24 protein-coding genes are annotated in these 25556 nt (G+C 64.1%); 11 read left to right on the top strand and 13 right to left on the bottom strand.

Annotation, left to right across the window (positions count from 1 at the left end):
• Positions 1-243: 243 nt before the first annotated feature.
• On the top strand, positions 244-1731 hold the full coding sequence (locus tag AB4Y43_RS03165) for an ATP-binding protein (protein WP_368727015.1): 1488 nt from the start codon (positions 244-246) through the stop codon (positions 1729-1731).
• Between the two features lie 24 nt (positions 1732-1755).
• On the opposite strand, the gene AB4Y43_RS03160 is transcribed toward AB4Y43_RS03165, so the two are convergent.
• Complete coding sequence (locus AB4Y43_RS03160; RefSeq protein ID WP_069265858.1) at positions 1756-2253, bottom strand: thioesterase family protein; 498 nt, start codon at positions 2251-2253, stop codon at positions 1756-1758.
• A 296-nt stretch (positions 2254-2549) separates the two neighbouring features.
• On the opposite strand from AB4Y43_RS03160, the gene AB4Y43_RS03155 reads away from it, so the two are divergent.
• A complete protein-coding gene (locus tag AB4Y43_RS03155) occupies positions 2550-3533 on the top strand; it encodes a response regulator (protein WP_368727014.1) in 984 nt (327 codons plus the stop codon).
• Positions 3534-3551: 18 nt separating this feature from the next.
• On the opposite strand, the gene AB4Y43_RS03150 is transcribed toward AB4Y43_RS03155, so the two are convergent.
• On the bottom strand, positions 3552-5333 hold the full coding sequence (locus AB4Y43_RS03150; protein ID WP_368727013.1) for a methyl-accepting chemotaxis protein: 1782 nt from the start codon (positions 5331-5333) through the stop codon (positions 3552-3554).
• A gap of 150 nt (positions 5334-5483) precedes the next feature.
• A complete protein-coding gene (locus AB4Y43_RS03145; RefSeq protein WP_368727012.1) occupies positions 5484-6515 on the bottom strand; it encodes a LacI family DNA-binding transcriptional regulator in 1032 nt (343 codons plus the stop codon).
• Between the two features lie 202 nt (positions 6516-6717).
• On the opposite strand from AB4Y43_RS03145, the gene AB4Y43_RS03140 reads away from it, so the two are divergent.
• From AB4Y43_RS03140 to AB4Y43_RS03110, 7 genes are all read left to right on the top strand, one after another.
• A complete protein-coding gene (locus AB4Y43_RS03140) occupies positions 6718-7890 on the top strand; it encodes a sn-glycerol-3-phosphate ABC transporter ATP-binding protein UgpC (RefSeq protein ID WP_342949010.1) in 1173 nt (390 codons plus the stop codon).
• A 23-nt stretch (positions 7891-7913) separates the two neighbouring features.
• Entirely contained in the window at positions 7914-9914 is a 2001-nt protein-coding gene (locus AB4Y43_RS03135) for a beta-galactosidase (protein ID WP_368727043.1), read from the top strand.
• 71 nt (positions 9915-9985) lie between these two features.
• Positions 9986-11248, top strand: coding sequence for an ABC transporter substrate-binding protein (locus AB4Y43_RS03130; RefSeq protein ID WP_368683428.1), 1263 nt, complete (start codon positions 9986-9988; stop codon positions 11246-11248).
• A gap of 143 nt (positions 11249-11391) precedes the next feature.
• Positions 11392-12291 carry a carbohydrate ABC transporter permease gene (locus tag AB4Y43_RS03125; RefSeq protein ID WP_368618811.1) on the top strand — a complete coding sequence of 300 codons (900 nt, stop codon included), beginning with the start codon at positions 11392-11394 and terminating at the stop codon, positions 12289-12291.
• 22 nt (positions 12292-12313) lie between these two features.
• Positions 12314-13165, top strand: coding sequence for a carbohydrate ABC transporter permease (locus AB4Y43_RS03120; protein WP_324159796.1), 852 nt, complete (start codon positions 12314-12316; stop codon positions 13163-13165).
• Between the two features lie 95 nt (positions 13166-13260).
• Positions 13261-13764, top strand: a complete 504-nt coding sequence (locus tag AB4Y43_RS03115; protein ID WP_342949008.1) for a pyridoxamine 5'-phosphate oxidase family protein — start codon at positions 13261-13263, stop codon at positions 13762-13764.
• Between the two features lie 125 nt (positions 13765-13889).
• A complete protein-coding gene (locus tag AB4Y43_RS03110) occupies positions 13890-14693 on the top strand; it encodes an FRG domain-containing protein (RefSeq protein ID WP_069265867.1) in 804 nt (267 codons plus the stop codon).
• 27 nt (positions 14694-14720) lie between these two features.
• Here AB4Y43_RS03110 and AB4Y43_RS03105 read toward each other — a convergent pair whose 3' ends face one another.
• Together AB4Y43_RS03105 and AB4Y43_RS03100 are read right to left on the bottom strand one after the other, a co-directional pair.
• Positions 14721-15017, bottom strand: a complete 297-nt coding sequence (locus AB4Y43_RS03105) for a YciI family protein (protein WP_368727011.1) — start codon at positions 15015-15017, stop codon at positions 14721-14723.
• 34 nt (positions 15018-15051) lie between these two features.
• Positions 15052-15639, bottom strand: coding sequence for an NUDIX domain-containing protein (locus tag AB4Y43_RS03100; RefSeq protein ID WP_368618754.1), 588 nt, complete (start codon positions 15637-15639; stop codon positions 15052-15054).
• Between the two features lie 103 nt (positions 15640-15742).
• On the opposite strand from AB4Y43_RS03100, the gene AB4Y43_RS03095 reads away from it, so the two are divergent.
• Positions 15743-16498 carry a DeoR/GlpR family DNA-binding transcription regulator gene (locus AB4Y43_RS03095; RefSeq protein WP_368727010.1) on the top strand — a complete coding sequence of 252 codons (756 nt, stop codon included), beginning with the start codon at positions 15743-15745 and terminating at the stop codon, positions 16496-16498.
• 471 nt (positions 16499-16969) lie between these two features.
• On the opposite strand, the gene AB4Y43_RS03090 is transcribed toward AB4Y43_RS03095, so the two are convergent.
• The 7 genes from AB4Y43_RS03090 to AB4Y43_RS03060 form a co-directional block, all read right to left on the bottom strand.
• Complete coding sequence (locus tag AB4Y43_RS03090; RefSeq protein ID WP_368727009.1) at positions 16970-17836, bottom strand: MBL fold metallo-hydrolase; 867 nt, start codon at positions 17834-17836, stop codon at positions 16970-16972.
• A gap of 24 nt (positions 17837-17860) precedes the next feature.
• Positions 17861-18550 (bottom strand): class I SAM-dependent methyltransferase, encoded by a 690-nt coding sequence (locus tag AB4Y43_RS03085; RefSeq protein ID WP_141710726.1) that lies wholly within the window; start codon positions 18548-18550, stop codon positions 17861-17863.
• Positions 18534-20057, bottom strand: a complete 1524-nt coding sequence (gene mctP / locus AB4Y43_RS03080; protein WP_368727008.1) for a monocarboxylate uptake permease MctP — start codon at positions 20055-20057, stop codon at positions 18534-18536. Before mctP ends, AB4Y43_RS03085 begins: the two co-directional genes overlap by 17 nt.
• The gene (locus AB4Y43_RS03075) at positions 20054-20278 is read right to left on the bottom strand and encodes a DUF3311 domain-containing protein (RefSeq protein WP_069265872.1); all 225 of its coding nucleotides are present in this window, start codon (positions 20276-20278) and stop codon (positions 20054-20056) included. Before AB4Y43_RS03075 ends, mctP begins: the two co-directional genes overlap by 4 nt.
• Positions 20275-21507, bottom strand: coding sequence for a PLP-dependent aminotransferase family protein (locus AB4Y43_RS03070; protein WP_368683432.1), 1233 nt, complete (start codon positions 21505-21507; stop codon positions 20275-20277). Before AB4Y43_RS03070 ends, AB4Y43_RS03075 begins: the two co-directional genes overlap by 4 nt.
• Positions 21508-21672: 165 nt before the next feature.
• The gene (locus AB4Y43_RS03065) at positions 21673-22575 is read right to left on the bottom strand and encodes a LysR substrate-binding domain-containing protein (protein WP_069265874.1); all 903 of its coding nucleotides are present in this window, start codon (positions 22573-22575) and stop codon (positions 21673-21675) included.
• A gap of 118 nt (positions 22576-22693) precedes the next feature.
• Complete coding sequence (locus AB4Y43_RS03060) at positions 22694-23488, bottom strand: SDR family oxidoreductase (RefSeq protein ID WP_368727007.1); 795 nt, start codon at positions 23486-23488, stop codon at positions 22694-22696.
• 128 nt (positions 23489-23616) lie between these two features.
• Here AB4Y43_RS03060 and AB4Y43_RS03055 point away from each other — a divergent pair, with 128 nt between their 5' ends.
• Positions 23617-24534, top strand: coding sequence for a LysR family transcriptional regulator (locus AB4Y43_RS03055; protein ID WP_368727006.1), 918 nt, complete (start codon positions 23617-23619; stop codon positions 24532-24534).
• Here the strand turns inward: AB4Y43_RS03055 and AB4Y43_RS03050 are convergent.
• A complete protein-coding gene (locus AB4Y43_RS03050; protein ID WP_368727005.1) occupies positions 24511-25491 on the bottom strand; it encodes a LysR family transcriptional regulator in 981 nt (326 codons plus the stop codon). The genes AB4Y43_RS03055 and AB4Y43_RS03050 overlap by 24 nt on opposite strands.
• Positions 25492-25556: the final 65 nt, after the last annotated feature.

Genomic DNA, 25556 nt, shown 5'->3' with positions numbered 1-25556 from the left:
CCGAAATTGGGCCATCGCGGATTCGCGGCGCATAGCGGCGGTGCCGATAGCGGCAAAATTTCGCCGCAATCCGGGATTAGCGGCGATAATCGGCAAAATCGATTCGATCGGCGCGCATTTCATGCGCCTTGCATCGGGCGGCGAGATCCGGCCCGCGAATCGCACATTGGGCGCACGGGGAACGCTGCAGGGAACGCGCCGCGCCAACCAGGTCGGTAAGAACAAGAACCCACGCGACAGACTATGTACTCGATCCTGCCAGCGTTCGTGTCCGCGTTATTTCTCGGATTCGGCGTCTACGTGCTCCTGACCGAGGGCTTCACGCGCCTCTCGGTGCCGTTCGCCCTGATGTGCGCGACCACGTTCTTCTGGCAGGGCACCTGGGCCTTTCTGTTCCAGACGTCCGACCCCGAACTGTCCGGCGTGCTCGTGAAGGCCGGATACTTTTTCATCCTCTTTCTGCCTACCACGTTCTATCACTTCGTGACGGAAGTGAGCGCCCGGCGCGGCGAACGCCCGCTCCTCATCGCCTCGTATCTGCTCAGCGTGCTGCTCGCGGCGCTGCTGCTGTTGAGCGATTCCGTCGTGGACGGCTACGGCACGTTCTTCTTCGGCAAGTATCCGAAGGCGGGCATGCTGCATCCCGTGCACGTGGCGCAGACCGTGCTGCTCGCGTGCCGCAGCGCCTGGCTGCTGTACGCCGCGCGCGGTCAGACGCACGCGCACGATCGCCGCAAGCTGCTCGACCTGTGCTTCGTGAGCCTCGGCCTGTACACACTCGCCGCCACCGATTACGCCGTCAACTACGGGCTCGCGTTCTATCCCGTGGGCGCGGTGTTCATCGCGATCAGCCTTGGCATTCTCGCGGTCACGATCGTGCGTTTCGGCCTCATGCGCCCGTACCTCATCGCGGCTACGGTGGCGCACGAAGTCGCCACGCCGCTCGCGGCCATCGGCATGCATGCGGAGGAAATCGGCAACGTGTTGCCCGAACTCATGCGCGGTTATCAGCTGGCCGTGCAGCACCAGTTGTGCGTGGACGGACTCTACCCCGGTCAGTCGGAGCGCCTTTCCTCGCTCGCCACCTCGATACGCCGCCAGGTCGACAGCACGAGCACCGTGGTCGAAATGTCGCTGGCTTCGTTCACGCTCGACCGGCTCGACCGCCGCAGCTTCGAGACCTACCCGGTGCGCTCCTGCGTGAATGCGGCGCTCGAGCGCTTTCCATTCCGCACTGGCGAGCGCGACATGGTCGAGGTGGCACCCATCGACGCACAACTGAGTTTCTCGGGCTCGGATTCGCTCGTCGTGTTCGTGCTGTTCAATCTGCTCAAGAACGCGCTCTTCGCGATTCACGCGGAAATGGCCGAACGAAGCGACAGGGTGAGCGATTACGTGGGCCGCGTGGAGATCAGTGCAACGAGCGAAGCGGGCTTTTGCGTGCTGCGCTTTACCGACAACGGTTGCGGCATTCCCGCCGATATCCTGCCGCGCGTGTTCGATCCGTTTTATTCGACCAAGGCGCACGGGCGCGGGGCCGGCATGGGCCTCACATTCTGCCGCCGCGTGGCGGAGGCGCTGGGCGGCACGATCGCCTGCGAGTCCGAGCCGCACGTGTACACCACCTTCACGATCCGCCTGCCCGAGCCCGGCACGAGCGCCGACCGCGCGCTGCACGATGCGCCGGCGAAACCCCGCCGCTTTCCGGCGGGGCAGGATTTCGCGGGCTAGTTCAGGTAGCCGGGTTCAATCCGCTCAGTTCGAACCCGAAGGCAGGACCAGCTCGTATTCCTTCACGCGCTCGATGATGCCGGGCGGAAAGCGGCGAATGCGCTTATCGGTGCCGGCAAAGAGGATCTGCTGATAGCCGAGCGAAACGGGCCGCCCGTCGACGCAAAAGCGGAACACGAGATACGCGGAGCACTGACGCACCTGGAAGGTGTTGAGGTAGCAATCCACGCGCTGGAACGGAAAGGTTTCCTGCACGTATTCCTGGTGTGCGCGCTTGGTGACGAACACGCCCCCCGAGGCGAGCAGATTGTTGTGAATGCACTCGTGAAACCAGCGTTCGCGGCAAATGCCCTGCCATTCGAAATAACGGGCGAAATACGTGTTCATGAATGCGTTCGAGTCCTTGAGGTAGATGTCGATGACGTGATGAAACGTTTTGGTCGGCGTAGCTTCCATGATTTCGTCGGAGAATCCGGCGGTGCCACGGGACAGGACGGCGGGAATGGATTCGCGTGCGTACATCAGAGTGACTCCAGATAGGGACTGCAGGCGGCAGCCGCGCGTGCCTCCGGAGAAACGGAGGCATGCACCATTCTCTTCGCGTTCCTCTTCATCCAATACCGTGCTCCCCACATACGCAAACCGCTTCATGCTCGCTGGGTGCGATAACGTTTGCGCGCGTTCGATTGAGCGCGCACCTGCGGCTTCGGGTTGCTGTGTCCAGGCGAGACGCCGCATAATCGACATGTTTTCCGCGCGGTGCCGCTCCAGGTGTCGGGCGCGCCGCATGAGGCGCAGCGCGCTTACCGAGATCCAGCATGAGTTCCATCGTCAGACAGCCGGTTTACCATCCCGTCTCCGTCGTTTTCCTCGACGACAGCCCCGACTTCCTCTACGCGCTGCGCGGGCTCTTTCCGGGCGCGGGCACGGATCGCTACTTCACGAGCGCAAGAGAAGCGCTGGCCTTCGTCGCTTCGCACGAGGCGCGGCAGAGTGCGCGCAACCCCGCTGCGGGCGCGGCATGGTCGGAGTTCGAGAAGCGCGGCGGCAACGCGCTCGGTGAGGACGTAATGACCGACGCGGCGCGCTTCGGCGATATCGCCGCGCTCGTCGTGGACTACGAAATGCCGGAGATGACCGGCGTCGACTTCCTGGCCGCCGCGAAGGACGTGGCGTGCACGCGCATCCTGCTCACGGCCACGGCCGACGAATCACACGCGGTGGAGGCGTTCAACGCGGGGCTGATCGACTTTTACGTGAAGAAGTCCGATCCGGCGATGACCCGCAAGCTGCGCGGCGCGATAGAAGACGCCAAGCGCAAGTTCTGCGCACGGCGCGGCCATATCGGCGTGCACGGCGTGGGCGCGATCTACGCGAACCGGCGCGTCGCCGACGCGCTGCACGAAGTCGCGCTGCGCGAGCGCATCGTCGAGTACTACTGGCGCCCCGAGCAGAACGCCGTGCTCACGTTCGACGTCGAAGGCAACGCCGGCGTGTTTCTCGCGTGGGACAGTCACGACTGGGCGGCACAATGCGATGTCGTGACCGACGAAGGCGGTCCCGAAGCGTTGCGCGAGGAAATGGCGGCGCGCCGCGTCATGCCGGTTTACTGGCCGAACGAGGCGTATCGGCCCGGCATGTCGCGCGTGGAGTTCGCCACGCCGCAGCCGGTGGCGGGACTCGACGACACGCATACGAGCTGGACCCGTATCGGCGATCCGGGACTTGCGCCCGGGTTGATCACGTTTGCCGCATGGCGGGCGGCGCAAGGCGCGCCCGGTGAGGGCGGGCGCCTTGCGTGATCACCTCGCGACCGACGACTAGAACGTTTCCCAGTCTGCCGCTTCGTGAGCGGCGGTGGCCACGGGGATGGCCGATGCCGCCTTTGCTGTGACCGCGGGCGCTGCGTTGGCGGCCTTGCGGGCCGGCGTGGTTGCCGTGGCCTTCGCGGGCGCGGGGGCAGGGCGCTTGAGCGGTGCGGCGGGGCGCACGGCACGCGCGCGTTGAGCCGGAGCTGCAACCGTCGACGCAAGCGCAGACTCGGCCTGCGCCCCAACGCGGAATACCGTCACGACGTCGCGCAACCCGTTCGACTGCGCTGCCATCGACTGCGCCGCCGCCGATGCCTCTTCCACGAGCGCCGCGTTCTGCTGCGTCACTTCGTCCATCTGCGCGACGGCGCGGTTCACCTGCTCGATGCCGGTGTGCTGCTCTTCGGACGCCGCCGCGATTTCGCCCATCAGGTCGGCCACGCGGCGCGCCGAAATCACCACCTCGTCGATCGTCTTACCGGCTTCGTCGACGAGCTTCGTGCCTTCCGACACCTGCGCCACCGACTGTCCGATCAGGTCCTTGATCTCCTTGGCCGCCGTCGCGCTGCGCTGGGCGAGGCTGCGCACTTCGCCCGCCACGACGGCGAAGCCACGGCCCTGGTCGCCGGCGCGCGCCGCTTCCACGGCCGCGTTGAGCGCGAGGATGTTGGTCTGGAAGGCGATGCCGTCGATCACGCCGATGATCTGCTCCACGCGCTGCGAGCTGCTCGAAATCTCGTTCATCGTTTCGACCACGCGGCGCACGACTTCGCCGCCGCGCGCGGCGACTTCCGAGGCATTGACCGCGAGCGTGTTGCCCTGGCGCGCGTTGTCGGTATTGTGCTTGACCGTGGTCGTGAGCTCTTCGATGCTGGCGGCCGTTTCCTCGAGCGACGCGGCTTGCTCTTCGGTACGCGAGGAAAGGTCCAGGTTGCCCGCCGCGATTTCCTTGGCGCCCGTCGTGATCGATTCGGCCGAGGTCTGGATGCGCTGCACGGTGTCGACCAGTTGGCGCTGCATCTGCTGCATCGAATGAAGCAGGCTGTGCTGGTCGCCGGGCGCGAGATTCACGTGGGCCGTGAGATCGCCTTCGGCGATGCGCTGGCAGATCTGCGAGGCGTAGTCCGGCTCACCGCCAAGGCTGCGGCGAATCGTGCGGATGAGCCACATGAGGCCGAGCGTCACGGCCGCGCCGATCACCGTCACGAGCAAAAGGTTGCTGATCAGCGCGCTGCGGAAGGCGTCGTCGATGTCGTCGGTATAGATGCCGGTGAACACGTGCCAGTCCCAGCCCGGTACGAGGGCGGAGTACGTGATCTTTTCGACCGGCGCGCTCTTGCCGGGCTTCGGCCACCAGTAGCTGCTGTAGCCGTCGCCGCCCGTGGACGAGCTTTTGACGATCTCGAGCGCCACATGCGTGCCGCGCGGGTCCGTCATGTTCGCCTGGCTCTTGCCTTCCATCTCCGGCTTGGGCGGCACGAGCAGCGCCACGGCGTTGCTGTCGTAAATGCCGAAGTAGCCGCTCTGGTCGTCGCCGTAGCGCGTGCCGCGCAGCGTGGCGATGGCGAGGCGCTTCGCGTCGTCGGCGCTCATGTGGCCCGCGGCCGCTTCTTTCTGATAGTACGAGACCACACCCAGTGCGGTTTGCGTCTCCTGCTCGACGAGGGCCTTGCGGTCCGTCACCATGCCCGAGCGCGTCATGAAGGCGTTGGCCACCACCAGCACGACGAGCGAGATCCATAGCAGCCCGACGATGCCCCAGGCTTTCTGATTCAACGTTGTTCGCTTCACGTTCGTTTTTCTCCAGCCGTCTTCGATTTGTATTCTCGCGGCAGTGCACACGTGCAGCGCCAACGTGTTTAACGGATGGTTTGGAGGGAACCTTAACGTTTGCGTATGGGATCTTTGCGCTGGGTGGGACTTGTCATGCTAATTCTTTCGTTATGCTTTCGTTCCCGGCGCCGCCGTCGAAGCTCGCACGACCAGCCGCGGCGCCGGGACCACGCACACGCGCGCCGCCGCGCCGGCGGCCGAACCGGGCGCTTCGACCAGTTCCGTCAGCAACTCGACGGCCAGCTCTGCCGCCTCGGTCGTTGCGACCGCAACGGTCGTGAGCGGGGGCCGCGACTCGCGCGCCAGCTGAATATCGGTAATGCCGACCACGGAAAGCTCGCGCGGCACGTCGAGCCCGAGATCGGCGGCGGCCTGCATGGCGCCTAGCGCCGGCAGGTCGTTGGTCGCGAAGATCGCGGTGAGGTCGGGATGCCGCGCGAGCAACTCGCTCGTGGCCACATAACCGCCTTGCGTCGTGTCCGGCGCATAGCGTACGGGCGCGCCCGCACCGTCGAGGCCGGCGGCCTGCATGGCCGCGACGAAGCCGTCATAGCGTGCCGCGTGAATGCCGGAAACCTTGCTGCCGACGATCGCCCCAATGCGCCGATGCCCGAGCGTCAGCAAATGCTGCGCGGCGAGCTCCCCCGCGCGCCGGAAGTCCACGGCCACGCACGGCAGGCCCGGCGGGTCGAGCGGCCGCTCCCACATGCACAGCACGACCGGCGCGCCGCGCCGCACGGTGGCGCGCAGGTCGGCGAAGTCGAGATTGGCGTTCATCACGAGCACGCCCGCCGAGAGCGTGCCCGCAATCTGTTCGAGGTAGGCGCGGCCCGTTTGCGGGTCGCCATCCGTATTGCAGATGATGAGAAAGCGCCCGCTGCGCCGCAGCGCATTCTCCACGGCGAGCGCGAACTCCGGATAGAACGGATTCGCGATGCTCGACACCATCAGCGCAATGGTGGGCGGCCGCCCTTCGGCGAGCGCGCGGGCCGACAAATGCGGGCGATAGCCGAGCGCCTCCACCGCTTCGAGCACGCGTTGGCGCGTGGCTTCGCCCACGCGCCCGCGCTCGCGCAAGACGTTCGAGACGGTGGCCGGCGTGACGCCGGCGCGCCGCGCGACTTCGTTCAGGGTCGGCATGGGATCTCACATGTCCATCTCAAAATATGGGAAGGCGATTCAACATTTGCATGATTGTGACGGGCACTGCAACATTGGCCCGACAATCAAAGCGAATATCGGAGACAAGGCAGCCAGATCGCAGAAGCGATCGCTTTTTTATGGGCTGCTGATTAAGCGCTTAATCTCCGTGTCGCGCTGATTAGAACATGGAGACGGGACGATGGCGAGCATTTCGTTGCGCGGCGTTCAGAAGGCATACGGCGAGAATGCGCCGGTGATTCGCAACGTCGATCTGGAGATCGGCAGGAACGAGTTCTGTGTATTCCTCGGCCCTTCGGGCTGCGGCAAGTCCACGCTGCTGCGCATGATCGCGGGCCTGGAAGACGTCACCGACGGCGACATTTCGATCGGCGGCAAGCTCGTGAACGACGTGAGTGCCGCGCAGCGCGGCGTGGCCATGGTGTTCCAGAGCTACGCGCTGTTCCCGCACATGACCGTGTACGAGAACATGGCGTTCGGCCTCAAGCTCGCGAAAACGCCGAGGGCCGAGATCGATCGCAAGGTGCGCGAAGCCGCACGCATTCTTCAGCTCGAAGCGTTGCTCGAACGTCACCCCAAGGCGCTTTCGGGCGGCCAGCGGCAGCGCGTGGCGATTGGCCGGGCGATCGTACGCGAGCCCGGCGTGTTCCTGTTCGACGAACCGCTTTCCAATCTCGATGCCACGTTGCGCGGCCAGACGCGTATCGAGATCGCGCGCCTGCATCGCCAGTTCGAGCAGGCGAGCGTGGTGTACGTGACGCACGACCAGATCGAGGCGATGACGCTCGCCGACAAGATCGTCCTGCTGCATAGCGGTAAGGATACCGAACGATACGGCAGCATCGCGCAAGTTGGCGCGCCGCTCGAGCTTTATCACCGGCCCGCGAGCCGCTTCGTGGCGGGCTTCATCGGCTCGCCGCGCATGAATTTTCTGCCGGCGCGCGTAGCGGCCATCGAGACGAACGGCGTGAGCGTCACGCTCGACGAAAGCGGCGAAACGGTGCGGCTGCCGGTGCAGGGTGCGCGGCTCGCCGTGGGCGCGCCGGTCACGTTCGGCGTGCGTCCTGAGCATCTCGAACTGGTGGTGGAGGGCGTGGCATCGCGCACCTCGCGCGATGCTCAGGATGCCTTGACGATTGCGCGTCCCATCACGCTGATCGAGGAGCTTGGCGAACACAGCTATGTGCACCTCGATCAGCCGGGTGAGGCGGTGCTCGTCGCCAAGGCGCCCGGCGATGCCCGGCTCAGTAGCGGCGATACCGCGCAGTTCCGTGCGAGCGCGAGCGCCTGCCATCTGTTCGCGGAAGACGGCTTCGCCGTTGTGCCGCTCGCCACCGCCGATCAACCCGCATGAAAACAACAACCGAGGACACAGGGATGCGTCTTGGAGTCTGCTATTACCCGGAGCACTGGCCGGAGGCCATGTGGAAAGACGACGCCGCGCGCATGAAGGCGCTGGGCATCGCGCAGGTGCGTATCGCCGAATTCGCGTGGAGCCGCATCGAGCCCTCGCCGAGCGAATTCGACTGGGGCTGGCTCGATCGCGCGATCGACACGCTCGGTGCCGCCGGCCTGCAAGTGGTGATGTGCACGCCCACCGCCACGCCGCCCAAGTGGCTGATCGACCAGCATCCCGACATCCTGCCCGTGGGCGCCGATGGCCGCGTGCGCGGGTTCGGCTCGCGGCGGCACTACGATTTTTCGTCGCCGGCGTATTACGAGGCTTCGCGGCGCATCTGCGAGGCGGTCGCCGCGCGTTATGGCCAGCATCCCGCCGTCGCGTACTGGCAGACCGATAACGAGTACGGCTGCCATCAAACGGTGGTCAGCTACTCGACGGCGGCGGTGCAGCGCTTTCGCGAATGGCTCAAGGCGCGTTACGGCAGCATCGACGCGCTCAACACCGCCTGGGGCACCGTGTTCTGGAGCATGGAGTACCGCAGCTTCGACGAAATCGAGGCGCCCGTTGGCACCGTGACCGAGGCGCATCCGTCGCACCGGCTCGACTACCAGCGCTTCGCCTCCGATGAAGTGCAGCGCTACAACCGCATGCAGGTCGATATCCTGCGCGTGCATTCGCCGGGGCGGCCCATTGCACACAACTTCATGCAGCTCTTCATGGAGTTCGATCACTACAAGGTCGCCGCCGATCTCGACGTCGCGGCGTGGGACAGCTATCCGCTCGGCGCGCTCGACCAGCAGTGGTACGCACCCGACGTGAAGGCGCGCTATCTGCGCACCGGGCACCCGGACTTCGCCTCGTTCAATCACGACGTGTATCGCGGCATGTCGAAGCTGCCGTTCTGGGTCATGGAGCAGCAGCCCGGCCCCGTGAACTGGGCCCACTGGAACCCCGCGCCGCTGCCTGGGATGGTGCGTCTCTGGAGCTGGGAAGCGTTCGCGCACGGCGCGGGCTGCGTGTCGTATTTCCGCTGGCGCCAGGCGCCGTTCGCGCAGGAGCAGATGCACGCGGGCCTGAATACGCCCGACAACCGCCCCGACCTCGCCAGTGCGGAAGCGGCGCGCGTGGCCGAGGAAATCGAGGCCGTGCTCGCGGTGGCCAAGGGCGGCCGCGACTTCGACGTGAAAACGCCGGTTGCGCTCGTGCTCGATTACGAGGCGAAGTGGCTCTTCGAGATTCATCCGCAGGGCGCGGATTTCCACTATCCGCGCTTCGCTGTGGAGTACTACTCGGCGCTGCGCGCGCTCGGCTTCGACGTGGATATCGTTTCGGTGCACGCGCCGCTCGACGGCTACCGGCTCGTGGTTGTGCCGCCGCTGCCCGTCGTGCCCGACGACTTCGCGCAGCGCCTCGCCAGTTCGGGCGCGCAAGTGGTGATCGGACCGCGCACGGGCTCGAAAACCGCGGATCTGCAAATTCCCGCCAACCTGCCGCCGGGGCCGCTCGCGGCGCTGCTGCCGCTGCGCGTGTGGCGCGTGGAGTCGCTGCGGCCCAACATCAGCGAGCCGGTGCGCTTCGAGTTGGACGGCGCGCACGAAGGCCACGCGCGCCACTGGCGCGATCTGATCGAACTCGGCGCCGATACCGGCGAAAACGAATGGGCCGTGCCGGAAGTGCGCGCGACGTTCAGCGACGGCCATCCCGCGTACGTGAGGAGCGGCGCGGTCCACTACCTCGCGAGCCTGTTCGACGAGGCGAGCACGCAGGCGCTCTTTGCGCGCGTGGCGCGCGAAGCGGGCCTCACGCCGCAGCCGCTTGGCGACGCGATCCGCGTGAGCCGGCGCGGCGGCTTCACCTGGGTGTTCAACTACGGGCCGGGCACGCACACCCTTTCTGCGGATATTCCCGACGATGCATACGTGATCGGCTCGCGTACGATAGAGCCGCAGGGCGTGAGCGCCTACCGTTCGCAATAGACGCAAATAGACGTATTGCGCAGTTCCTGACGATGCAGCACCGACAACGACGTATAACCAAGGAGACACGCATGATCGGCAAGACCTTCAGACCACGCACCCTGCTCGTTGCTGCGACGCTGGCGGCGGGCGCGCTTGCAGGCGCGTTCGCGAGCGCGGCGCAGGCCGGCACGCTCGAAATGAACATTGCCTACAAGGGCGCAAGCCAGCGCGCCGTGTGGGAACAGGTGATCGAACAGTTCAAGAAGACGCACCCCGGCACCGACGTAAAGGTGTCGTTCGTCGACGAGGAAGCCTACAAGGTCCAGTTGCCGAACTGGCTCACGACCGCGCCGCCCGACATCGTGAACTGGCACGACGGCGAGCGCATGGCCTACTACGCGAAGCGCGGCCTTTTCGCGGATCTTTCGGACGACTGGAAAAAGAACAACTGGGACAGCATGTACGCCTCGACGAAGGAAGCTTCGTCGTACCAGGGCAAGCAGTACGCCGCGCCCACGGTGTATTACTCGTGGGGCATGTTCTATCGCAAGGACCTGTTCGACAAGGTAGGCATCAAGAGCGAGCCGAAAACATGGAATGAATTCCTCGATGCCTGCAAGAAGCTCAAGGCCGCGGGCATCGCGCCGATTGCCGTGGCCGGGCGCGACGCGTGGACACTGGCGGGCTGGTTCGACTATCTGGATCTGCGCCTGAACGGCAACGCGTTCCACCAGAAGCTGATGGCAGGCGAGGTGCCGTACACCGACCCGCGCGTGAAAAAAGTCTACGTCACATGGAAGCAACTGCTCGACGACGGCGACTTCATTCCCAATTCGCTCTCGTACGATCTCGATGCGGCGCAGCCGTTCCTGTTCCAGGGTAAGGCCGCGATGATGCTGATGGGTACCTTCATCACGGGCGGTTTCAGCCCGACGGTCAAGCAGCAGATGGGCTACTTCCAGTTCCCGATCATCGACCCGAACGTGCCGACCGCCGAAGACGGTCCGGTCGAATCGCTGCACATTCCGGGCAAGGCGAAGAACAAGGCCGATGCGCGTGCGTTCCTCGCGTTCGCGGAGACGCCGGATGTTGGCGCGCAGCTTGCCAAGGGGCTGGGTTCGCTTTCGGCCAACAGCAAGTCGCCGGAGCCCGAAGACCCGATTTCGAAGATCGGCTTCCAGATCCTCTCGAACACGAAGGGCGGCATTGCGCAGTTCTATGACCGCGACATGACGAAGGAAATGGCCGACGAAGGCATGAAGGGCATGCAGCAGTTCGTGTCCGATCCCACGAAGCTCGACTCGATTCTCGCGCAGCTCGAGCAGACGCGTCAGCGGATCTACAAGAAGTAAGGTGTTCGAAGCGAAGGCGGGTAGTGCGTCGGCGCTGCCCGCCGGGTAATCAAGCGGAGGTTTTTGCCGTGAGACAGGCAGTGAGTCACACCGTTGCGCATCGCGTGGACGGCGCCGCGCCGGCAGGCGGCGAGAACGGCGGCATGCAGCACGCAAGCGGGCGAGGCATTCAGCCGCGCCGCCGCGCGTCGCCCACCGCGCGGCGCCAGCGCCGTGCCGCGTGCCTCTTTCTCGCGCCCGCGGTCATCATGTTCGCGGTCTACGTGATCTGGCCGATTCTCTCCACGCTGCGTCTCTCGCTCTACAACTGGGACGGCATGACCGAAGCGAGCTTCGTGGGTTTCGCGAACTATATCGAGCTGTTCCACTCGCCCACGTTCTACACGGCGCTCAGGAACAACGTGATCTGGCTGGTGCTGTTCCTGCTCGCACCGCCCATGGGTCTTGCGATCGCGCTGTACCTCAACCAGGCCGTGGGCGGCATCCGCATCGTCAAGTCGCTGTTCTTCGCGCCGTTCGTGCTTTCTGGCGTGGTGGTGGGCCTCATCTACTCGTGGTTCTACGACCCCACGTTCGGCCTGCTCGCGCTCATGCTGGGCCGCGGCATTCCCGTGCTCGGCGACCCGAACTACGCCACGCCGGGCATCATCTTCGCCGCGCTCTGGCCGCAAACCGCGTACTGCATGATCCTCTATCTCACGGGCCTCACCACGCTCAACAGCGAGCAGATCGAGGCCGCGCGCATGGAAGGCGCGAAGGGCTGGACCATGCTCTGGCACGTGATCCTGCCGCAACTGCGGCCCGTCACGTTCATGGCCGTGGTGGTCACGATCATAGGCGCGCTGCGCAGTTTCGACCTCATCTCCGTGATGACGGGCGGCGGACCGTTCGAAAGCTCGACGGTGCTCGCGTACTACATGTACGACCAGGCGATCAAATACTACCGGCTCGGTTATTCGGCCGCGATTGCCGTCGTGCTGTTCGCGATCATGCTGCTCTACATCGTCTATCACCTGCGCCGCCTGCTGCGCAGCGAGCACTGAATTCGCTACGAGGAAGCCCCCCATGTTTCCGATTCCGGTCGACAAGTGGAAGCCCGCGTCGCGCCGCCTGTACAAGCTCTCGCTGCCCGTGGCGCTCGTCATCTGGCTGCTGCCGCTCATTGCCGTGCTGGTCACCTCGGTGCGCTCCACCGAGGAACTGAGCGAAGGCAACTACTGGGGCTGGCCGAGACACTTCGCGATGATCGAGAACTATCGCGACGCGCTCACGACTTCGCCCATGCTCCATTACTTCTGGAACAGCGTGCAGATCACGCTGCCCGCCGTGGCCGGGGCGATTGCGCTCGCAGCGCTGGCGGGCTATGCGCTCGCCATCTATCGCTTTCCGGGCAATGCGGCGCTGTTCGCGACCTTCGTTGCGGGCAACTTCGTGCCGATCCAGGTGCTGATGATTCCGGTGCGCGACCTCACGCTCAGGCTGGGTCTCTACAACACCGTCGGCGGCCTGATCCTGTTCCATCTGTCGTTTCAGACCGGTTTTTGCGCGCTCTTCCTGCGTAATTTCATCAAGCAGCTGCCATTCGAACTCGTGGAGGCCGCGCGCATCGAGGGCGCGAACGAATGGACCGTGTTCGTGCGCATCGTGCTGCCGCTCATCCGCCCAGCGCTCGCAGCACTCGCCATTCTCGTCTTCACGTTCGTCTGGAACGACTACTTCTGGGCCCTGTGCCTGACCCAGGGCGACGACGCCGCGCCGATCACGGTGGGCGTCGCGGCCCTCAAGGGGCAATGGACGACGGCCTGGAACCTCGTTTCCGCAGGCTCGGTCCTTGCTGCGCTGCCTTCGGTGATGATGTTCTTCGCGATGCAGAAGCACTTCGTAGCAGGGCTCACGTTCGGCGCGACCAAGGGCTGAACGGTTGCTGAAGGGCGGGGCGATTTGACTTCGGCGCGGCGCTACGGTCCAATTTCAAACGACCCGACGCACGCGATACCCGCAAGGAACGCCCCATGGAGCAAAACGAACCGGCCCCACAGGCGATGCAGCCCGCATCGCCCACGCAACTGCCCGCAGCGCTCGTTCGAGAATTCGACGGCGAGCACCTCGAAGCGCGTCTTGCCGATGCGGTTCGCCTTTCGACCGTCAGCGAGGACGGCTGGCCGCACGGTGCACAACTGAGCGCGGGCGAGATCCTGGCCGTGAACGCCACCACGCTGCTCATCGCGCTCTGGCCGCAGTCCAGCACCACCGCGAACCTTATGCGCGACGGCCGCCTCACGCTCTCGCTCGTGCATGACGGCGCGCTGCTGGAGATCCGCGCACGCTCACACGCCGTGGCGCAGCGGCAAACGGCACTCGAACTGAGCGTATTTCGCGTGGAAATCGAATCCATAACCGGGCATCGCGCGAAGTACGCCGAGGTGCTGAGCGGCGTGACGTTCCGGCTCTACGAGCCCGCGCAGGTGCTGAAGCGTTGGCGCGAGCAGATCGCGATGCTGCGTACATTCGCCTGAGTGTGCACACAGTGCGTGGCGAAACCTTCGTGATGTTGTCATTGTCGATGTGCTAGCGTGTCCAGCGGGGCGCGCGCTTCGCGCGACCCCGGCGCGACGCAAAAACGAACGCTACCGGAACCACGATGCAGACCACGGTACTCACAGACTGGCAGCAATTCATGGCGCTGACGACGCAGCTCGACGGCTGGGCGTTTCGCGGACAGCAGAACGCGCAGTGGCACCTCGAAAGCTCGCTCACACGCTACATGCGCGACTACGTGGGCGACCGGCTGCAATGGCGCCAGCGCGAGGAGCGCGCGATTCGCGTGTTTCGCCGCAAGGCGCACAACTTTCTCGCGCATCCGGACCTGCTCAAGGACGATCTGCGCTGTCTCGCGCTCATGCAGCACCACGGCGCACCCACGCGGCTGCTCGATTTCACCAAGAGCCCGTTCGTCGCGGCCTTTTTCGCGCTCGAACGCGCCACCGGCGACGCCGCCGTCTACGCACTGAACACGCCGGCGCTCTGGAACAGCCGCGCGCTGCCCAAGGTCAATCCCACGCTCACGCGCGATGTGATCGACCCGCGCGCGCACGACAACTTCGAGCGCTACTTCTTTAGCAACACGAACGAAATTCTCTGGTCGGGCGAGCCCACCGAGATGGACGACCGGCTCGTCGCGCAGTCGGGCACGTTCGTCGTGCCGGGCGTGATCGACAAGCCGTTGCAGGCCATTCTGGAAGGCTACGAGAGCCACGAGGAACTGCTGCACAAGATCGTGCTGCCCGAGCGCATCCGCATGGACGCGATGAAGTGGCTCTACCGCATGAACATCACGAATGCCTCGCTGTTTCCGGGGCTCGACGGGCTCGCGCGATCCATTGCGGTGGAGCTGGAGATCGTATGGTCGGGCATGGTGGTACCGGTTGCGGGCTCGCCGAACTGAACCGGCGCAAGCCCGCAGCGCCAACAATCAAGGCGTTTCGGGCCGCGGCAGATTGAGGCCGGGCGCGAGGCGCGTGGCCTTGAATTCCGTCACTTCGTAGTGGGCGACGCCTTGCTGCGCGAAGGGATCGGCGGAGAGCAGCGCATCGAGCCGCTCGCGCGGCATGTGCGAGGCGATGATCACGCCGCCGTCGCGCGGCATTTTCGGTCCTGCGGCAATGAAATTGCCGGCTTCGAACTGCGCGTCGAGGTACGCACGATGCGCGGGCAGGGCGTCGTCGATGCGTTCGAGCGCAGCGGTATAGAACAGCGAAACGATGTACATGGGCGATCGATGAAAAACGAGCGAAGTGTGTATGTTAGCGCGCGAGACCGCGCAATGCCGCGTGTTGTAACAGCATGATCGTCTTGCCGTCCACGATCTCACCGCGCTCGATCATGCTCAGCGCCTCGCCAAGCGGCATTTCGACCACTTCCAGATCCTCGCCTTCCTCTTCGACTCCGCCGCCCGCGCCGGGCCGCTCGGCGGGGTCGTATTCGCCCAGGTAGAAGTAAAGCTTCTCGGTCACGGAGCCCGGGCTCATGTACGCCTCGAACACCTTGCGCAGGTTGCGCACGCGGTAGCCCGTTTCTTCCTCGACTTCGGCGCGAATGCGCTCGTCGGGCGCGGCGTCGTCGAGCAGGCCGCCCGGGGCTTCGATCATCATGCCGTCGTGCCCGTTGACGAACGTCGGCATGCGAAATTGCCGCGTGAGCACGACGTTGCCGCTGCGCGGATCGTGCAGCAGGATGGTCGCGCCGTTGCCGCGATCGTAGGTCTCGCGGCTCTGGCGCTGCCACGCGCCGTTGCTGCGCAGGAAGTCGAAGGTCACCTTGCGGAGCACATACCAGTCGTCGGACAGCACGGTGGTTTCGATCATTCGCACGCGGTCTTTCGTTGCAGTCATCTCGTTCCCCTTGGTCGGCATTCGCCATTCATGGTATCGTGCAGTTTCGTGCAAAATCAAGAAAATTCGTGCAATCCCGTGTAACCCGGTGTGCGCCATTCCCATGCTCACAGATCAACGAAAGAAAGCGATACTCGCGGCGCTCAAGCGCGATGGCCAGGTGCTCGCCGGCGAACTTAGCGCGCAATTCGGCGTTTCCGAGGACACCGTGCGGCGCGACCTGCGAGAGCTGGCCGCCGAGGGCTTGTTGCAGCGCGTGCACGGCGGCGCGCTACCGGCTTCGCCGGCGGTGGCGCCTATCGCAGAGCGGCGCGGCATGGAGGTGGCAGCGAAGCGACGCATTGCGCAGAAGGCCGCGGACATGATCGCGCCGGGGCAGGTGGCGATCGTCGATGGCGGGACGACCTCGGCGCTTCTGGTCGAGTGCCTGCCGCGCGATCTGCAGGCAACCATCGTCACGCATAGCCCCGGCGTCGCGGTGGCGCTCGCGGAGCATCCCGCCATCGAAGTCGTGCTGATCGGCGGGAAGCTCTACAAGCATTCGGTGGTCACCGTGGGCGCGGCGGCCGTGGAGGCGATCGCGCACATTCACGCAGACCTGTACTTCATGGGCGTGACGGGCGTTCACGTGCAAGCCGGGCTGAGCACGGGCGATTTCGAGGAATCCTATGTAAAACGCGCGCTGGCTGCGCGCGCGGCTGAAACGGTCGTCCTGGCGTCGGCCGCGAAGCTCAACGCGGCGTCGCCGTATTGCATCGGTCCAATCGGTATGGCGCAGACCATCGTCGTCGAGCGTTCGGCGGACGCGAAGCTGATCGAGCCGATCGAAGCGGCCGGCGTGACGGTGGTGCGCGCCTGAGTGCGTGATCACGGCTATCCCACGATGCCAAGAACGAACGCATTCAAGCCCAAAAGCAATAGCAGCAGGATCGCAGGCAAATGGCGTATGACAAACGAGCCAGCATCGCGCTTGCCCAAACTGGGAGTCGCGTTGAATCTTGCACGTTTTCTCATTTCGAAGAATTCCCAAAGCGGCGCGCGCGACGACGATGTACCCATCGCAGCGAGGTGGTGGAGTCTCGCGTCACGGCGCGGAAGTTTCCAGGCAACGAACAGCGATGCTGTGTTCAGTAGGCAGCAGCCATCGAAAGCAGCAGGTAGCGCATGAGTTCGATTTCGTAGTCGACCGGCGCGGTCGGGGCGGCGCTGTTGTCCATTGATGGCGGAGGCGCATCTGCGTCGATGCACGCGCCGGTCGGAGCTTCCGTAGCGGCGCAAAACGCATTGCCACGGCCTGGACCCGCGCGCCGAAGCGACCTTAGCGCGCTGATCATGAGGGATCCGTCACGAAACAGGACTCGTCGATCGGAATCCGCATATAGCGACGGCCGTTGTCATCGGAAGCGGGCAGACGTCCGCCGCGCAAATTCACCTGCATCGCGGGGAACAGCAGCGCGGGCACCTTCAGCGTGAGATCGCGCGCAGTTCGCATCGCGACGAATTCGCTTTCGCTGATGCCGTCGCGCACATGGATATTGTGTTGCCGCTGCTCGGCAATCGTCGTTTCGAAGCGTACGTCACGCCCCGCAGGCGGGTAGTCGTGACAGACGAATACGCGGGTCGATTCGGGCAGTGCCAGGAGCCGCCGCACCGACGCGTAGAGCGTTTTCGCATCGCCACCGGGGAAATCGCAGCGTGCCGTGCCGAGGTCGGGCATGAACAGCGTATCGCCGACGAACAGCGCATCGCCAATCAAATAGGCCGTGTCTGCGGGCGTGTGTCCGGGTGTCGGAATCGCATGCGCCGTCATTGTGCCGATCGTGAATGCTTCCTCGGGTCCGAATAGACAATCAAAGCCGTGCTCGTCGGCGAGATCGAACGTCGTCGAGAACAGCGAGCGCACGTCGGCGATACGCGCGCTCGTAGCGATGGTGCCGCCCCTGCGCCGTTTCAGTTCGACGGCGCCCGATAGATGATCCGCATGCGCATGCGTTTCGAGAATCCATCCGACGACCAGATGCTGCTCCCCGATAAACGCGAGGATGCGATCGAGTGACGCGGTCGACGGGCGCCCGGACGCCGTGTCGTAGTCCAGTACCGGGTCGATCACCGCGCAAGTCGAACCCGCGCCCGCATGAACGATGTGACTGACAGTGCCCGTCACTGCATCATGAAACGATTGAACATGAGGAAACATAAAACACTCCTGAAGCGTGATCCACTACATGCACGAAGCGCGCACGAGAAAGAACGTGCGTTGCGCGGCGGGCGCGGGCGCCGCGGACCCGTGATCGACATAGCGTTCGATCTGCACGTGATCGAAGCCGGCTTCGAAGCAGGCTTCGCGAAAAGCGGTCGGTCCATGAACGCGAAAACCGTGGCGGCTGAACGGCATCGACAGCGCCGCTTCGGGTGTCATCGCCGCGATCACCAGTTGTCCTTCGTCGCGCAGCACACGGCGGATTTCCCGAAGGGCTGCCAGGAGGTCCGGCCAGAAGTAGACGCTGTTGATCGCGATGGCCTTGTCGAATGAGGCGTTTGCGTAGGGAATGCTGGCGACGTCCGCCGTCGTCAGCGCGACGCGTCCGCGCGCCAGCAACATGGCGTTGCGTTCGCGAGCCGCAGACGTCATCGTCGGCGATATGTCGATGCCCACGAGCGTCAGCCGTGGCGCACGCGTCAGCACGGACAGGATATGGCCGCCGTTGCCTGGCCCGATCTCGACGATGCGTTCGTCCGCCTGCGGATCGAGTCTGGTGAACGCTGCATCGATCAACGCGGCGTTGACGCGCTCCATCATGTCGCCGACCGCGAGGCCGGTTTCGGCCGTGGGGCACGCGAGGTGCGACATCAAGGTATCGATGTCGATGCCCGCGAGCGCAGCGTTGGTGCTATCAGTTCTGGAGGTCACCTTCGACTCCTTCTTCCTGCGGTTTCGTGAAAAGGACCGACGACGCGAGGACGATGACAAGGTTGGCAAGCAACGCGATCACAGCGGCATAGACCGGCATCGCGAGCGCGCCGACATGAATCGTGTAAGTAGCGGTCTTGAAGCCATTCACGGCCACCATCCACGTGCCGGTGCCCAGACCGGATATCCAGCCCGCCATCAGACTGCGCGCGCGCACGGCGGGCACGAAGAGACCCAGCACGACGGCAGGCAAGGTCTGCGTGATCCAGACGCCGCCGAGCAGCTGCAACTGAATGGCAAACTGAACGGGCATGAACAGCACGAAACCCAGCGCCCCGAACTTGACGAACAGCGAGACCTGCTTTGCCACCCGGGTCTCGCGCGCCGCGCTGCAATACGGCGCGAAATACGGCCGCCACACGTTGCGCGTGAAAAGATTGGCCGCGGCAATCGACATGATCGCGGCGGGCACCAGCGCGCCAATGCCGATCGCCGCGAACGCGACGCCGACGAACCACGAAGGGAAGTAGTGCAGGAAAAGTGCGAACACTGCGAAGTTCGGGCCGTATTGCCGGAACTGATCCGCGTACTCGGGCATCGCGCCGACACCCGCCGAGAGCGCCATCACACCAAGCAGTGCGACGAAGGCGAGCAGCAGCGAATACGCAGGCAGCAAGGCCATGTTGCGTCGGATCACGCGATCGGATGATGCGGAGAGTGTTGCCGTCATCGAATGCGGATAGAGCAGCAACGCAAGTGCCGAGCCGAGCGCGAGTGTTGCATACGACGAGTACGCGTTGAGGCTCGTGGCGTCCGGCGCTTTCAGCAGCAGCTTCGCTGGCGGCAACGCCGCGAACATGTGACCGAAGCCGCCAAGCCGCGCCGGGATCACGATCAGTGCCCCGATGATCGTCGCGTAGATCAGCAAGTCCTTGACGACAGCGATCATTGCCGGCGCGCGTAATCCGCTCGACCACGTATAGACCGCGAGTACGCCGAACGCGACGAAAAGCGGCGTTTCGCCGAGCCAGCCATGCGTCGGAAGGCCGAGCGCGCCGAGCGTGACCCGAATGCCCACCAGTTGCAACGCAATATACGGCATGGTCGCGAGAATGCCTGTCAACGCGATCGCGAGCGCAAGGGGGCGGCTGCCAAAGCGCTGTTCGATGTAGTCGGCGAGGGTCACGTGGCCATGCTTGCGCGCAACGCGCCACAGGCGCGGCAAGACGAGAAAGCCGAGAGGAAACGTGATGATGGTGTACGGCACCGCGAAGAAACCCGTCGCGCCCGCAGCGAAGACAAGCGCCGGCACGGCGACGAAGGTGTACGCGGTGTAAAGGTCGCCGCCGATCAGGAACCAGCTCATGACGGTGCCGAAGCGCCGACCGGCGAGTCCCCATTCGTGAATGGCGCTGAGATCGCTGCGCCGCCATCGCGCCGCCGCCATCCCCAGCACGCTCACCAGTGCAAAAAGTGCGATGAAGATACCTATCGACATTACGTTCATGCGGCACCTTCTTGCGATCGCGCTGCGGACTTGCGCACGGCGCTCGCGTCGAGCAGGTAAGCTGCACCCGTCAGCAGCGCGCCCGCGAGAACGCAGCCCGTTTGCCACCAGTAGAAGAATGGCCAGCCGTCGAGCGTGGGTGTCATGCGGTTGTAGAACGGCACGCTAAGCGCGGCAACAATGGGCGAGGCAAGCAACAGCAGAGTCAGCCGGGATGTCATCGGTCGAGTTCCAGGTCGAAAACGGGGGTGAACGCACGCGAGTGCGCGTTGATGAGCGCCGCCAGCCGTTCGATGCCGCGGTCGATCTGCTGCGGCGATACGGTCGCGAAGGACAGGCGCAGAAAGTGGTGGAGCGGATCGCGTGCAAAGAACGGCGCGCCGGGGACGAATGCGACATTGACGGCAAGCGCGTCTTCGAGCAGTGCCGCGCTGTCGATGTCGGGCGGCAGCGCGAGCCAGACGAACATGCCGCCTTCGGGCACGTTCCAGCGCACGCCTTCGGGCATATGCCTGTCGAGTGCGGATAGCATTGCTTCGCATTGCTGACGATAGAAACTGGCAAGTCGCGGTACGTGAGATTCGAGCAATCCGTCGCGCACGGTCTCGTAGACGATGTGCTGCGAAAGCGTCGAGCTATGCAGATCGGCCGCCTGCTTGACCTGCACGAACTTTTGCTGCAGCGCGCCCGGCACGATCATGTAGCCGACCCGCAATCCGGGCGCGAGGGCCTTTGAAAACGAACCCAGGTAAATGACGTTGTCGGGCGCCATCGAATGGATGGACGGCAACTGACCGCCGTCGAACGCAAGCGCGGCATAGGGATCGTCCTCGACGACGATGAGCCCGGTGCGGCGGGCGATTTCCGCGATCTTCCTGCGACGCTGGAACGGCAGACGCGTCCCCGTGGGATTCTGGAAGTTCGGCTGCAGATACAACAGCGCGGCGCGCTCGGGTTCGATGTATTCGAGCGCTTTCGACACGATGCCGTGGTCGTCCGTCTGCACGCTCACGAATTCGGGTTCGTATAGCGAGAGCGACTGCAACGCGCCGAGATACGTCGGCCGCTCCACGAGCACCGCGCTTTGCGGATCGACGAGCACCTTGCCGATGAGGTCGAACGCCTGCTGGGAGCCGCTCGTGATCAGCACGTTGGACGGCGTGACGGGATGCTGGCTGGTCGAGTGCGCGCGCGCGATCCATTCGCGCAATGGCGCGTAACCTTCCGTCGCGCTGTACTGGAAGATGTCGGCACTCGAAGCATGCGTCGCCCGAGCGGATGCATCGCGTAGTGCGGCGAGCGGAAACGAGGCGGGCGACGGAACGCCGCCCGCGAACGAGATCATGTCGGGTCGTTCGGTAAGCTTGAGAATTTCGCGAATCGCCGAACTGTTCAGCGATCGTGCGCGTTGAGCGATACGCCGCTCGGCACGGGACAACGTATTTGCCATCTGATTGCTCCTTCTTGAAGAGCGTCATCGTAGACAGCAGGGAAACAATGAAAAAGACGGCTTGAGGAGTAAAACTGTTTCCGCGTGGAAACGATGGGGACGGGGGACGAAATCGGGCCTGCGCCCTTTTTCATGCGCTCGAATGATGGCTGTTTGCGAAGGGAGTCAGTCGTTCATCAAGGCGGGCAACGCTTCGGCGAGATAGTCGACGGTCGCGCGCATCGCTTGCGTCATGCCGCGTTGCGACGGAAAGACGATACTTAACGTGCCGCGTGGGATGTGCCAGTCCGGGAGGACGCGCACGAGCCGACCGTCTGCGAGTTCGGCCTTGCACATCGGCGAGGGTAGGGCGACGACGCCTAGCCCCGCCTGGGCGGCGAACTTCGCGAACGGCGCGTCGTTGCAGCGAATCCTCGGGTGGTAGGAAACGGTCGCGGTGCGTCCATCCGAGGCATGCAGCAACCAGGTACAGCCGGTATCGCGACGCGCCAGCTGCATGCCGTCCGCGCCGTTCAGCTCAGCCGGCTCGGAGGGCGGTCCATTCGCAAAGAGCGTGGGGCTCGCGACGAGCACTACGCGCGTTTGCCCAACGGGCCGCGCGATCAGCGACGAACTTTGCAGCGGCTCCGTATGGCTGCGCAGCGCAATGTCATACCCTTCTTCAACGATGTCGACATAGCGGCTGGAGGTCTGCAGATCGATGTCGATTTTCGGATGCACGGCGAGAAACGGCGGCAGCACTCTATCGAGCGCCATCCGGACGATGCCAGCCGCACACGTGATGCGCACGCGTCCAACCGGCTCCGTCAGGCGCGCCTGTGCGGCCTGCTCGGCATCGCGTACCTCGTTCATTACGCGCAGGCAATGCGCATGGAAGTCCACGCCCGCCTCGGTGAGCGAGAACTTGCGCGTCGTGCGGTTCGCAAGGCGCAGTCCCAGCGCCTGCTCCAATGCCTGCAGGCGTTTGCTAAGGGTGCCCTTGGGTATCCCGATTGCATCGGCCGCAGCGGAAAAGCCACGTTTCTCGACCACGACCGAAAAGTAATACAGATCATTGAGGTCGATCATGGCGATCGTTTCCGTACTGAAACAATGAATCCATTCTAGACCGCTTTCAGTGCGGTTCTCATCTGACGAAATGGTGAACGAAGCGGCGCCGCGAGCCGAAGCGCGCCGCCCTCGCGAATCACAGAATGCCGCTGCCTAGGCCACCGTCGACCTGGATCGTTGCGCCGTTGATATAGCTCGCACGGGGAGAGGCCAGAAACGCGACCAGCGCGCCGAGTTCCTCCGGACGACCGAGGCGCCGCAAGGGGACTTCCGCGGCCAGTTCCGCGAGGCCCTGTTGTTCGCTTCTGCCGTCCGCGAGTTTCTGCTTGAGCGACGACTCGCGGATGCGGTCGGTCAGTATCAGTCCCGGCGCCACGTTGTTGACGGTGATGCCATTGCCGTTCGCCTCGCGTGACAGCAGCTTGGCGAGGCCGACTACGCCCAGGCGCATGCTCGTCGACAGAATCGATCCCTGCATTGCGTGCCGCACCGAAAAGCTGACGATATTGATCACGCGGCCCTCGCCGGAGCGGCGCAGATGCGGCAGCGCCAGGCGTGTGAAGCGCGCGATGCTCAAGAAGCTGAGCTCGAACGCCTCTTGCCACGCGGCGTCGTCAAACGTGTCGAACGAGCCGAAGGGTGGACCTCCGGCGTTGTTGACGAGAATATCGAGCGAGCCAAATTGGGCGACGGTATCGGCGAGCGCATGCGATGCGTCGTCTGGACGCCTTACGTCCACTGTGATCGCATGTGCGTTCGTCACGCCCGCTTCGCGTAGCTGCGCCAGTGCGTGTGCATGATGGCCGCCGTTCGACGAAGCGATCATCACGTTCGCCCCCTCGCGTCCCAGTTCGATTGCGCTCGCCAGACCGAGCCCGCGTGACGCGCCGAGTACGAGCGCCGTTTTTCCCGACAGTTTCAGATCCATCATCTCCCTCTTCGTTACGAGAACACGGTCAGTCTAGTTTCCGGCGATACTTGCATAAACGGTCGATTCGGTAATGCTGGATTCCATTCTTGAAACGACTGGTCGACGTGTTCGTCTGATGAAATGAACCTATGGACTGGAACAGATTGCGGTTTTTCATTGCCGTCTATCGGCATCGGACGCTTGCCGGCGCTTCGCGCGAATTGAACAGCAATCCGCCTACAGTCAGCCGTCAACTGGCCGCGCTGGAGCATGAACTGAAGGCCAGGCTGTTTCTGCGCACGCCCCGCGGCTATTTGCCGACAGACACGGCCGAAGCACTGGTCGACGTCGCGACGCAGATGGAGCGCAGTGCGCTGGAACTCGAGCGGCGCGCGGGTGGTGTAGATATGTCGCCGCGCGGTGTGGTCCGTGTTGGCACGTCGGATGTGCTGGGCACCGGGTATGTCATACCGGCCATTGCATCGGTGCGTCGCAAGTACCCGGAGATTCGCATCGAGGTGGATATCGCTTCAGCGTTTTCCAGGCTCGCACAACGCGAGAACGATATCGTCGCGCGCAACGTACGACCGCAGCAGGCGTCAGCTATCGTGCGTCGTCTTCCCGGTCTGACGACCGCGCTGTACGCGAGTCCGGCATACCTCGCGAACTTCCCGACGCCGCGTGATATTGGCGATCTCGTTGCGCACGAGTTCGTCGCGCTTGTCGCGGGCGACGGGATCCGCTGGTTCCCGCCGCTGCAAGCGTTGAGAACCAGCCTGCGGGTGCCGGGCGTACAGGTGAACTCGATTCTCGCGCTCGTCGCCTCCTTGCAAGGCGCGCTGGGCATCGGAGAATTGCCGACCTATATCGGTGATGCCATTCCTGATCTTGTGCGCGTGCTGCCCGATGTGGAAAGTGCCTACGATGTCTGGCTCGGCATGCATGCCGATTTTCACCGGACGGCACGCGTGCGTGTCGTCGTCGATATGATCGTTCAACAGTTTCAAAGCGGGGAGGGCGGTCGAGTCGCACGCATAGCCAAGTCAGGGATGGCCGCGGGGGGCTAGCCGGGCTTGGTCGCTCTGCATTGCCGGAGCGTCGCAAACATAAGCCCCCGCGATGGGAAAAGGACCGCCCGCATGCGCGGTATGCTCAAGGGCTAGTTCGAAGAAGGCCCGAGCGCATGGTGAAAGCGAACGCCTCTTGAGCCAGACCAGATTCAGCGCGCGTTCTATTCGCATGTCAGCCACCTCCAGGGTGCGGATTTCGCCACGGGCGATTTCCGTCTCGATACTGAGTGAGGACAGGTAGGCCATGCTCGGTTGCGAAACAAGCATGCGCTTGATGGCCTCCGTATCGCTCACCGACATGGAAGGTACCATCTCGAACCCGGCGCGCTGATACGCGGATTCGACCACCGCGCGCGTACCCGAACCCGGTTCGCGCAGGATCACCCTCCGTTCTGCAAGATTGCGCGCCAACAGTAGTTGCCCGTTGCTTTGACGTAATCCCGGCGCGGCTGCGAGTACGATTTCGTCGGAGCCAACATATTGCGCGTGCAGGCGTGCTTCGTCGTATGGACCCTCGATGAAACCGAGCGTGTAGTTGCCGTTACCGAGGCCGCGCACGACCTCCTGTGTATTGGTCACAGTCAGTTCGATGCTGACCTTTGGATAGCGCGTCGTGAACGTGGCGATCATCTTCGGCACGAGGTAGACACCTAGTGTTGCGCTCGCGCCTATTTGAAGGTGCCCTGAGTCAAGACCTGCGATTTCCTTCAATTCGGATCGGGCCGCCTCGGCGAGGGTGAATATCCGTTCTGCGTAATCGAATAGCAGTTTTCCCGCATAGGTGAGCGCCACGCCTCGGGGCAGCCTGTCGAACAGTAGGACACCCAGGCGATCTTCCAGTTCCTTGACTTCGCGGCTAACGGCGGGCTGGCTTACCCGCAGACGCAAGGCGCCGCCGCTCAAGCTGCCGGCGCGGGCAACTTCATAGAAAGCTAACAGATGAGTGAAATTCATTGGCAAGGCCCGCGAGAATCGCCGTGGCCGATTCATGGTCCGAAATCCGGCGACCCACGATTTCG

The organism is Paraburkholderia sp. BR10872 (assembly GCF_040965835.1).
Lineage (GTDB): Bacteria > Pseudomonadota > Gammaproteobacteria > Burkholderiales > Burkholderiaceae > Paraburkholderia > Paraburkholderia nodosa_A.
The sequence above is the reverse complement of the archived record's forward strand: the minus strand, read 5'-3'. Positions and strand labels throughout refer to the sequence as shown.

Bases quoted from the DNA above. Each gene is read 5' to 3' on its own strand.
- AB4Y43_RS03145 (WP_368727012.1), bottom strand. From the start codon at position 6,515: ATGCCGACCCTGAACGAAGTCGCGCGGCGCGCCGGCGTCACGCCGGCC.
- AB4Y43_RS03160 (WP_069265858.1), bottom strand. From the start codon at position 2,253: ATGTACGCACGCGAATCCATTCCCGCCGTCCTGTCCCGTGGCACCGCC.
- AB4Y43_RS03070 (WP_368683432.1), bottom strand. From the start codon at position 21,507: ATGGCAAATACGTTGTCCCGTGCCGAGCGGCGTATCGCTCAACGCGCA.
- mctP (WP_368727008.1), bottom strand. From the start codon at position 20,057: ATGAACGTAATGTCGATAGGTATCTTCATCGCACTTTTTGCACTGGTG.
- AB4Y43_RS03155 (WP_368727014.1), top strand. From the start codon at position 2,550: ATGAGTTCCATCGTCAGACAGCCGGTTTACCATCCCGTCTCCGTCGTT.
- AB4Y43_RS03120 (WP_324159796.1), top strand. From the start codon at position 12,314: ATGTTTCCGATTCCGGTCGACAAGTGGAAGCCCGCGTCGCGCCGCCTG.
- AB4Y43_RS03130 (WP_368683428.1), top strand. From the start codon at position 9,986: ATGATCGGCAAGACCTTCAGACCACGCACCCTGCTCGTTGCTGCGACG.
- AB4Y43_RS03115 (WP_342949008.1), top strand. From the start codon at position 13,261: ATGGAGCAAAACGAACCGGCCCCACAGGCGATGCAGCCCGCATCGCCC.
- AB4Y43_RS03140 (WP_342949010.1), top strand. From the start codon at position 6,718: ATGGCGAGCATTTCGTTGCGCGGCGTTCAGAAGGCATACGGCGAGAAT.
- AB4Y43_RS03100 (WP_368618754.1), bottom strand. From the start codon at position 15,639: ATGACTGCAACGAAAGACCGCGTGCGAATGATCGAAACCACCGTGCTG.
- AB4Y43_RS03125 (WP_368618811.1), top strand. From the start codon at position 11,392: ATGCAGCACGCAAGCGGGCGAGGCATTCAGCCGCGCCGCCGCGCGTCG.
- AB4Y43_RS03105 (WP_368727011.1), bottom strand. From the start codon at position 15,017: ATGTACATCGTTTCGCTGTTCTATACCGCTGCGCTCGAACGCATCGAC.
- AB4Y43_RS03090 (WP_368727009.1), bottom strand. From the start codon at position 17,836: ATGTTTCCTCATGTTCAATCGTTTCATGATGCAGTGACGGGCACTGTC.
- AB4Y43_RS03110 (WP_069265867.1), top strand. From the start codon at position 13,890: ATGCAGACCACGGTACTCACAGACTGGCAGCAATTCATGGCGCTGACG.
- AB4Y43_RS03165 (WP_368727015.1), top strand. From the start codon at position 244: ATGTACTCGATCCTGCCAGCGTTCGTGTCCGCGTTATTTCTCGGATTC.
- AB4Y43_RS03135 (WP_368727043.1), top strand. From the start codon at position 7,914: ATGCGTCTTGGAGTCTGCTATTACCCGGAGCACTGGCCGGAGGCCATG.
- AB4Y43_RS03050 (WP_368727005.1), bottom strand. From the start codon at position 25,491: ATGAATTTCACTCATCTGTTAGCTTTCTATGAAGTTGCCCGCGCCGGC.
- AB4Y43_RS03095 (WP_368727010.1), top strand. From the start codon at position 15,743: ATGCTCACAGATCAACGAAAGAAAGCGATACTCGCGGCGCTCAAGCGC.
- AB4Y43_RS03065 (WP_069265874.1), bottom strand. From the start codon at position 22,575: ATGATCGACCTCAATGATCTGTATTACTTTTCGGTCGTGGTCGAGAAA.
- AB4Y43_RS03060 (WP_368727007.1), bottom strand. From the start codon at position 23,488: ATGATGGATCTGAAACTGTCGGGAAAAACGGCGCTCGTACTCGGCGCG.
- AB4Y43_RS03055 (WP_368727006.1), top strand. From the start codon at position 23,617: ATGGACTGGAACAGATTGCGGTTTTTCATTGCCGTCTATCGGCATCGG.
- AB4Y43_RS03075 (WP_069265872.1), bottom strand. From the start codon at position 20,278: ATGACATCCCGGCTGACTCTGCTGTTGCTTGCCTCGCCCATTGTTGCC.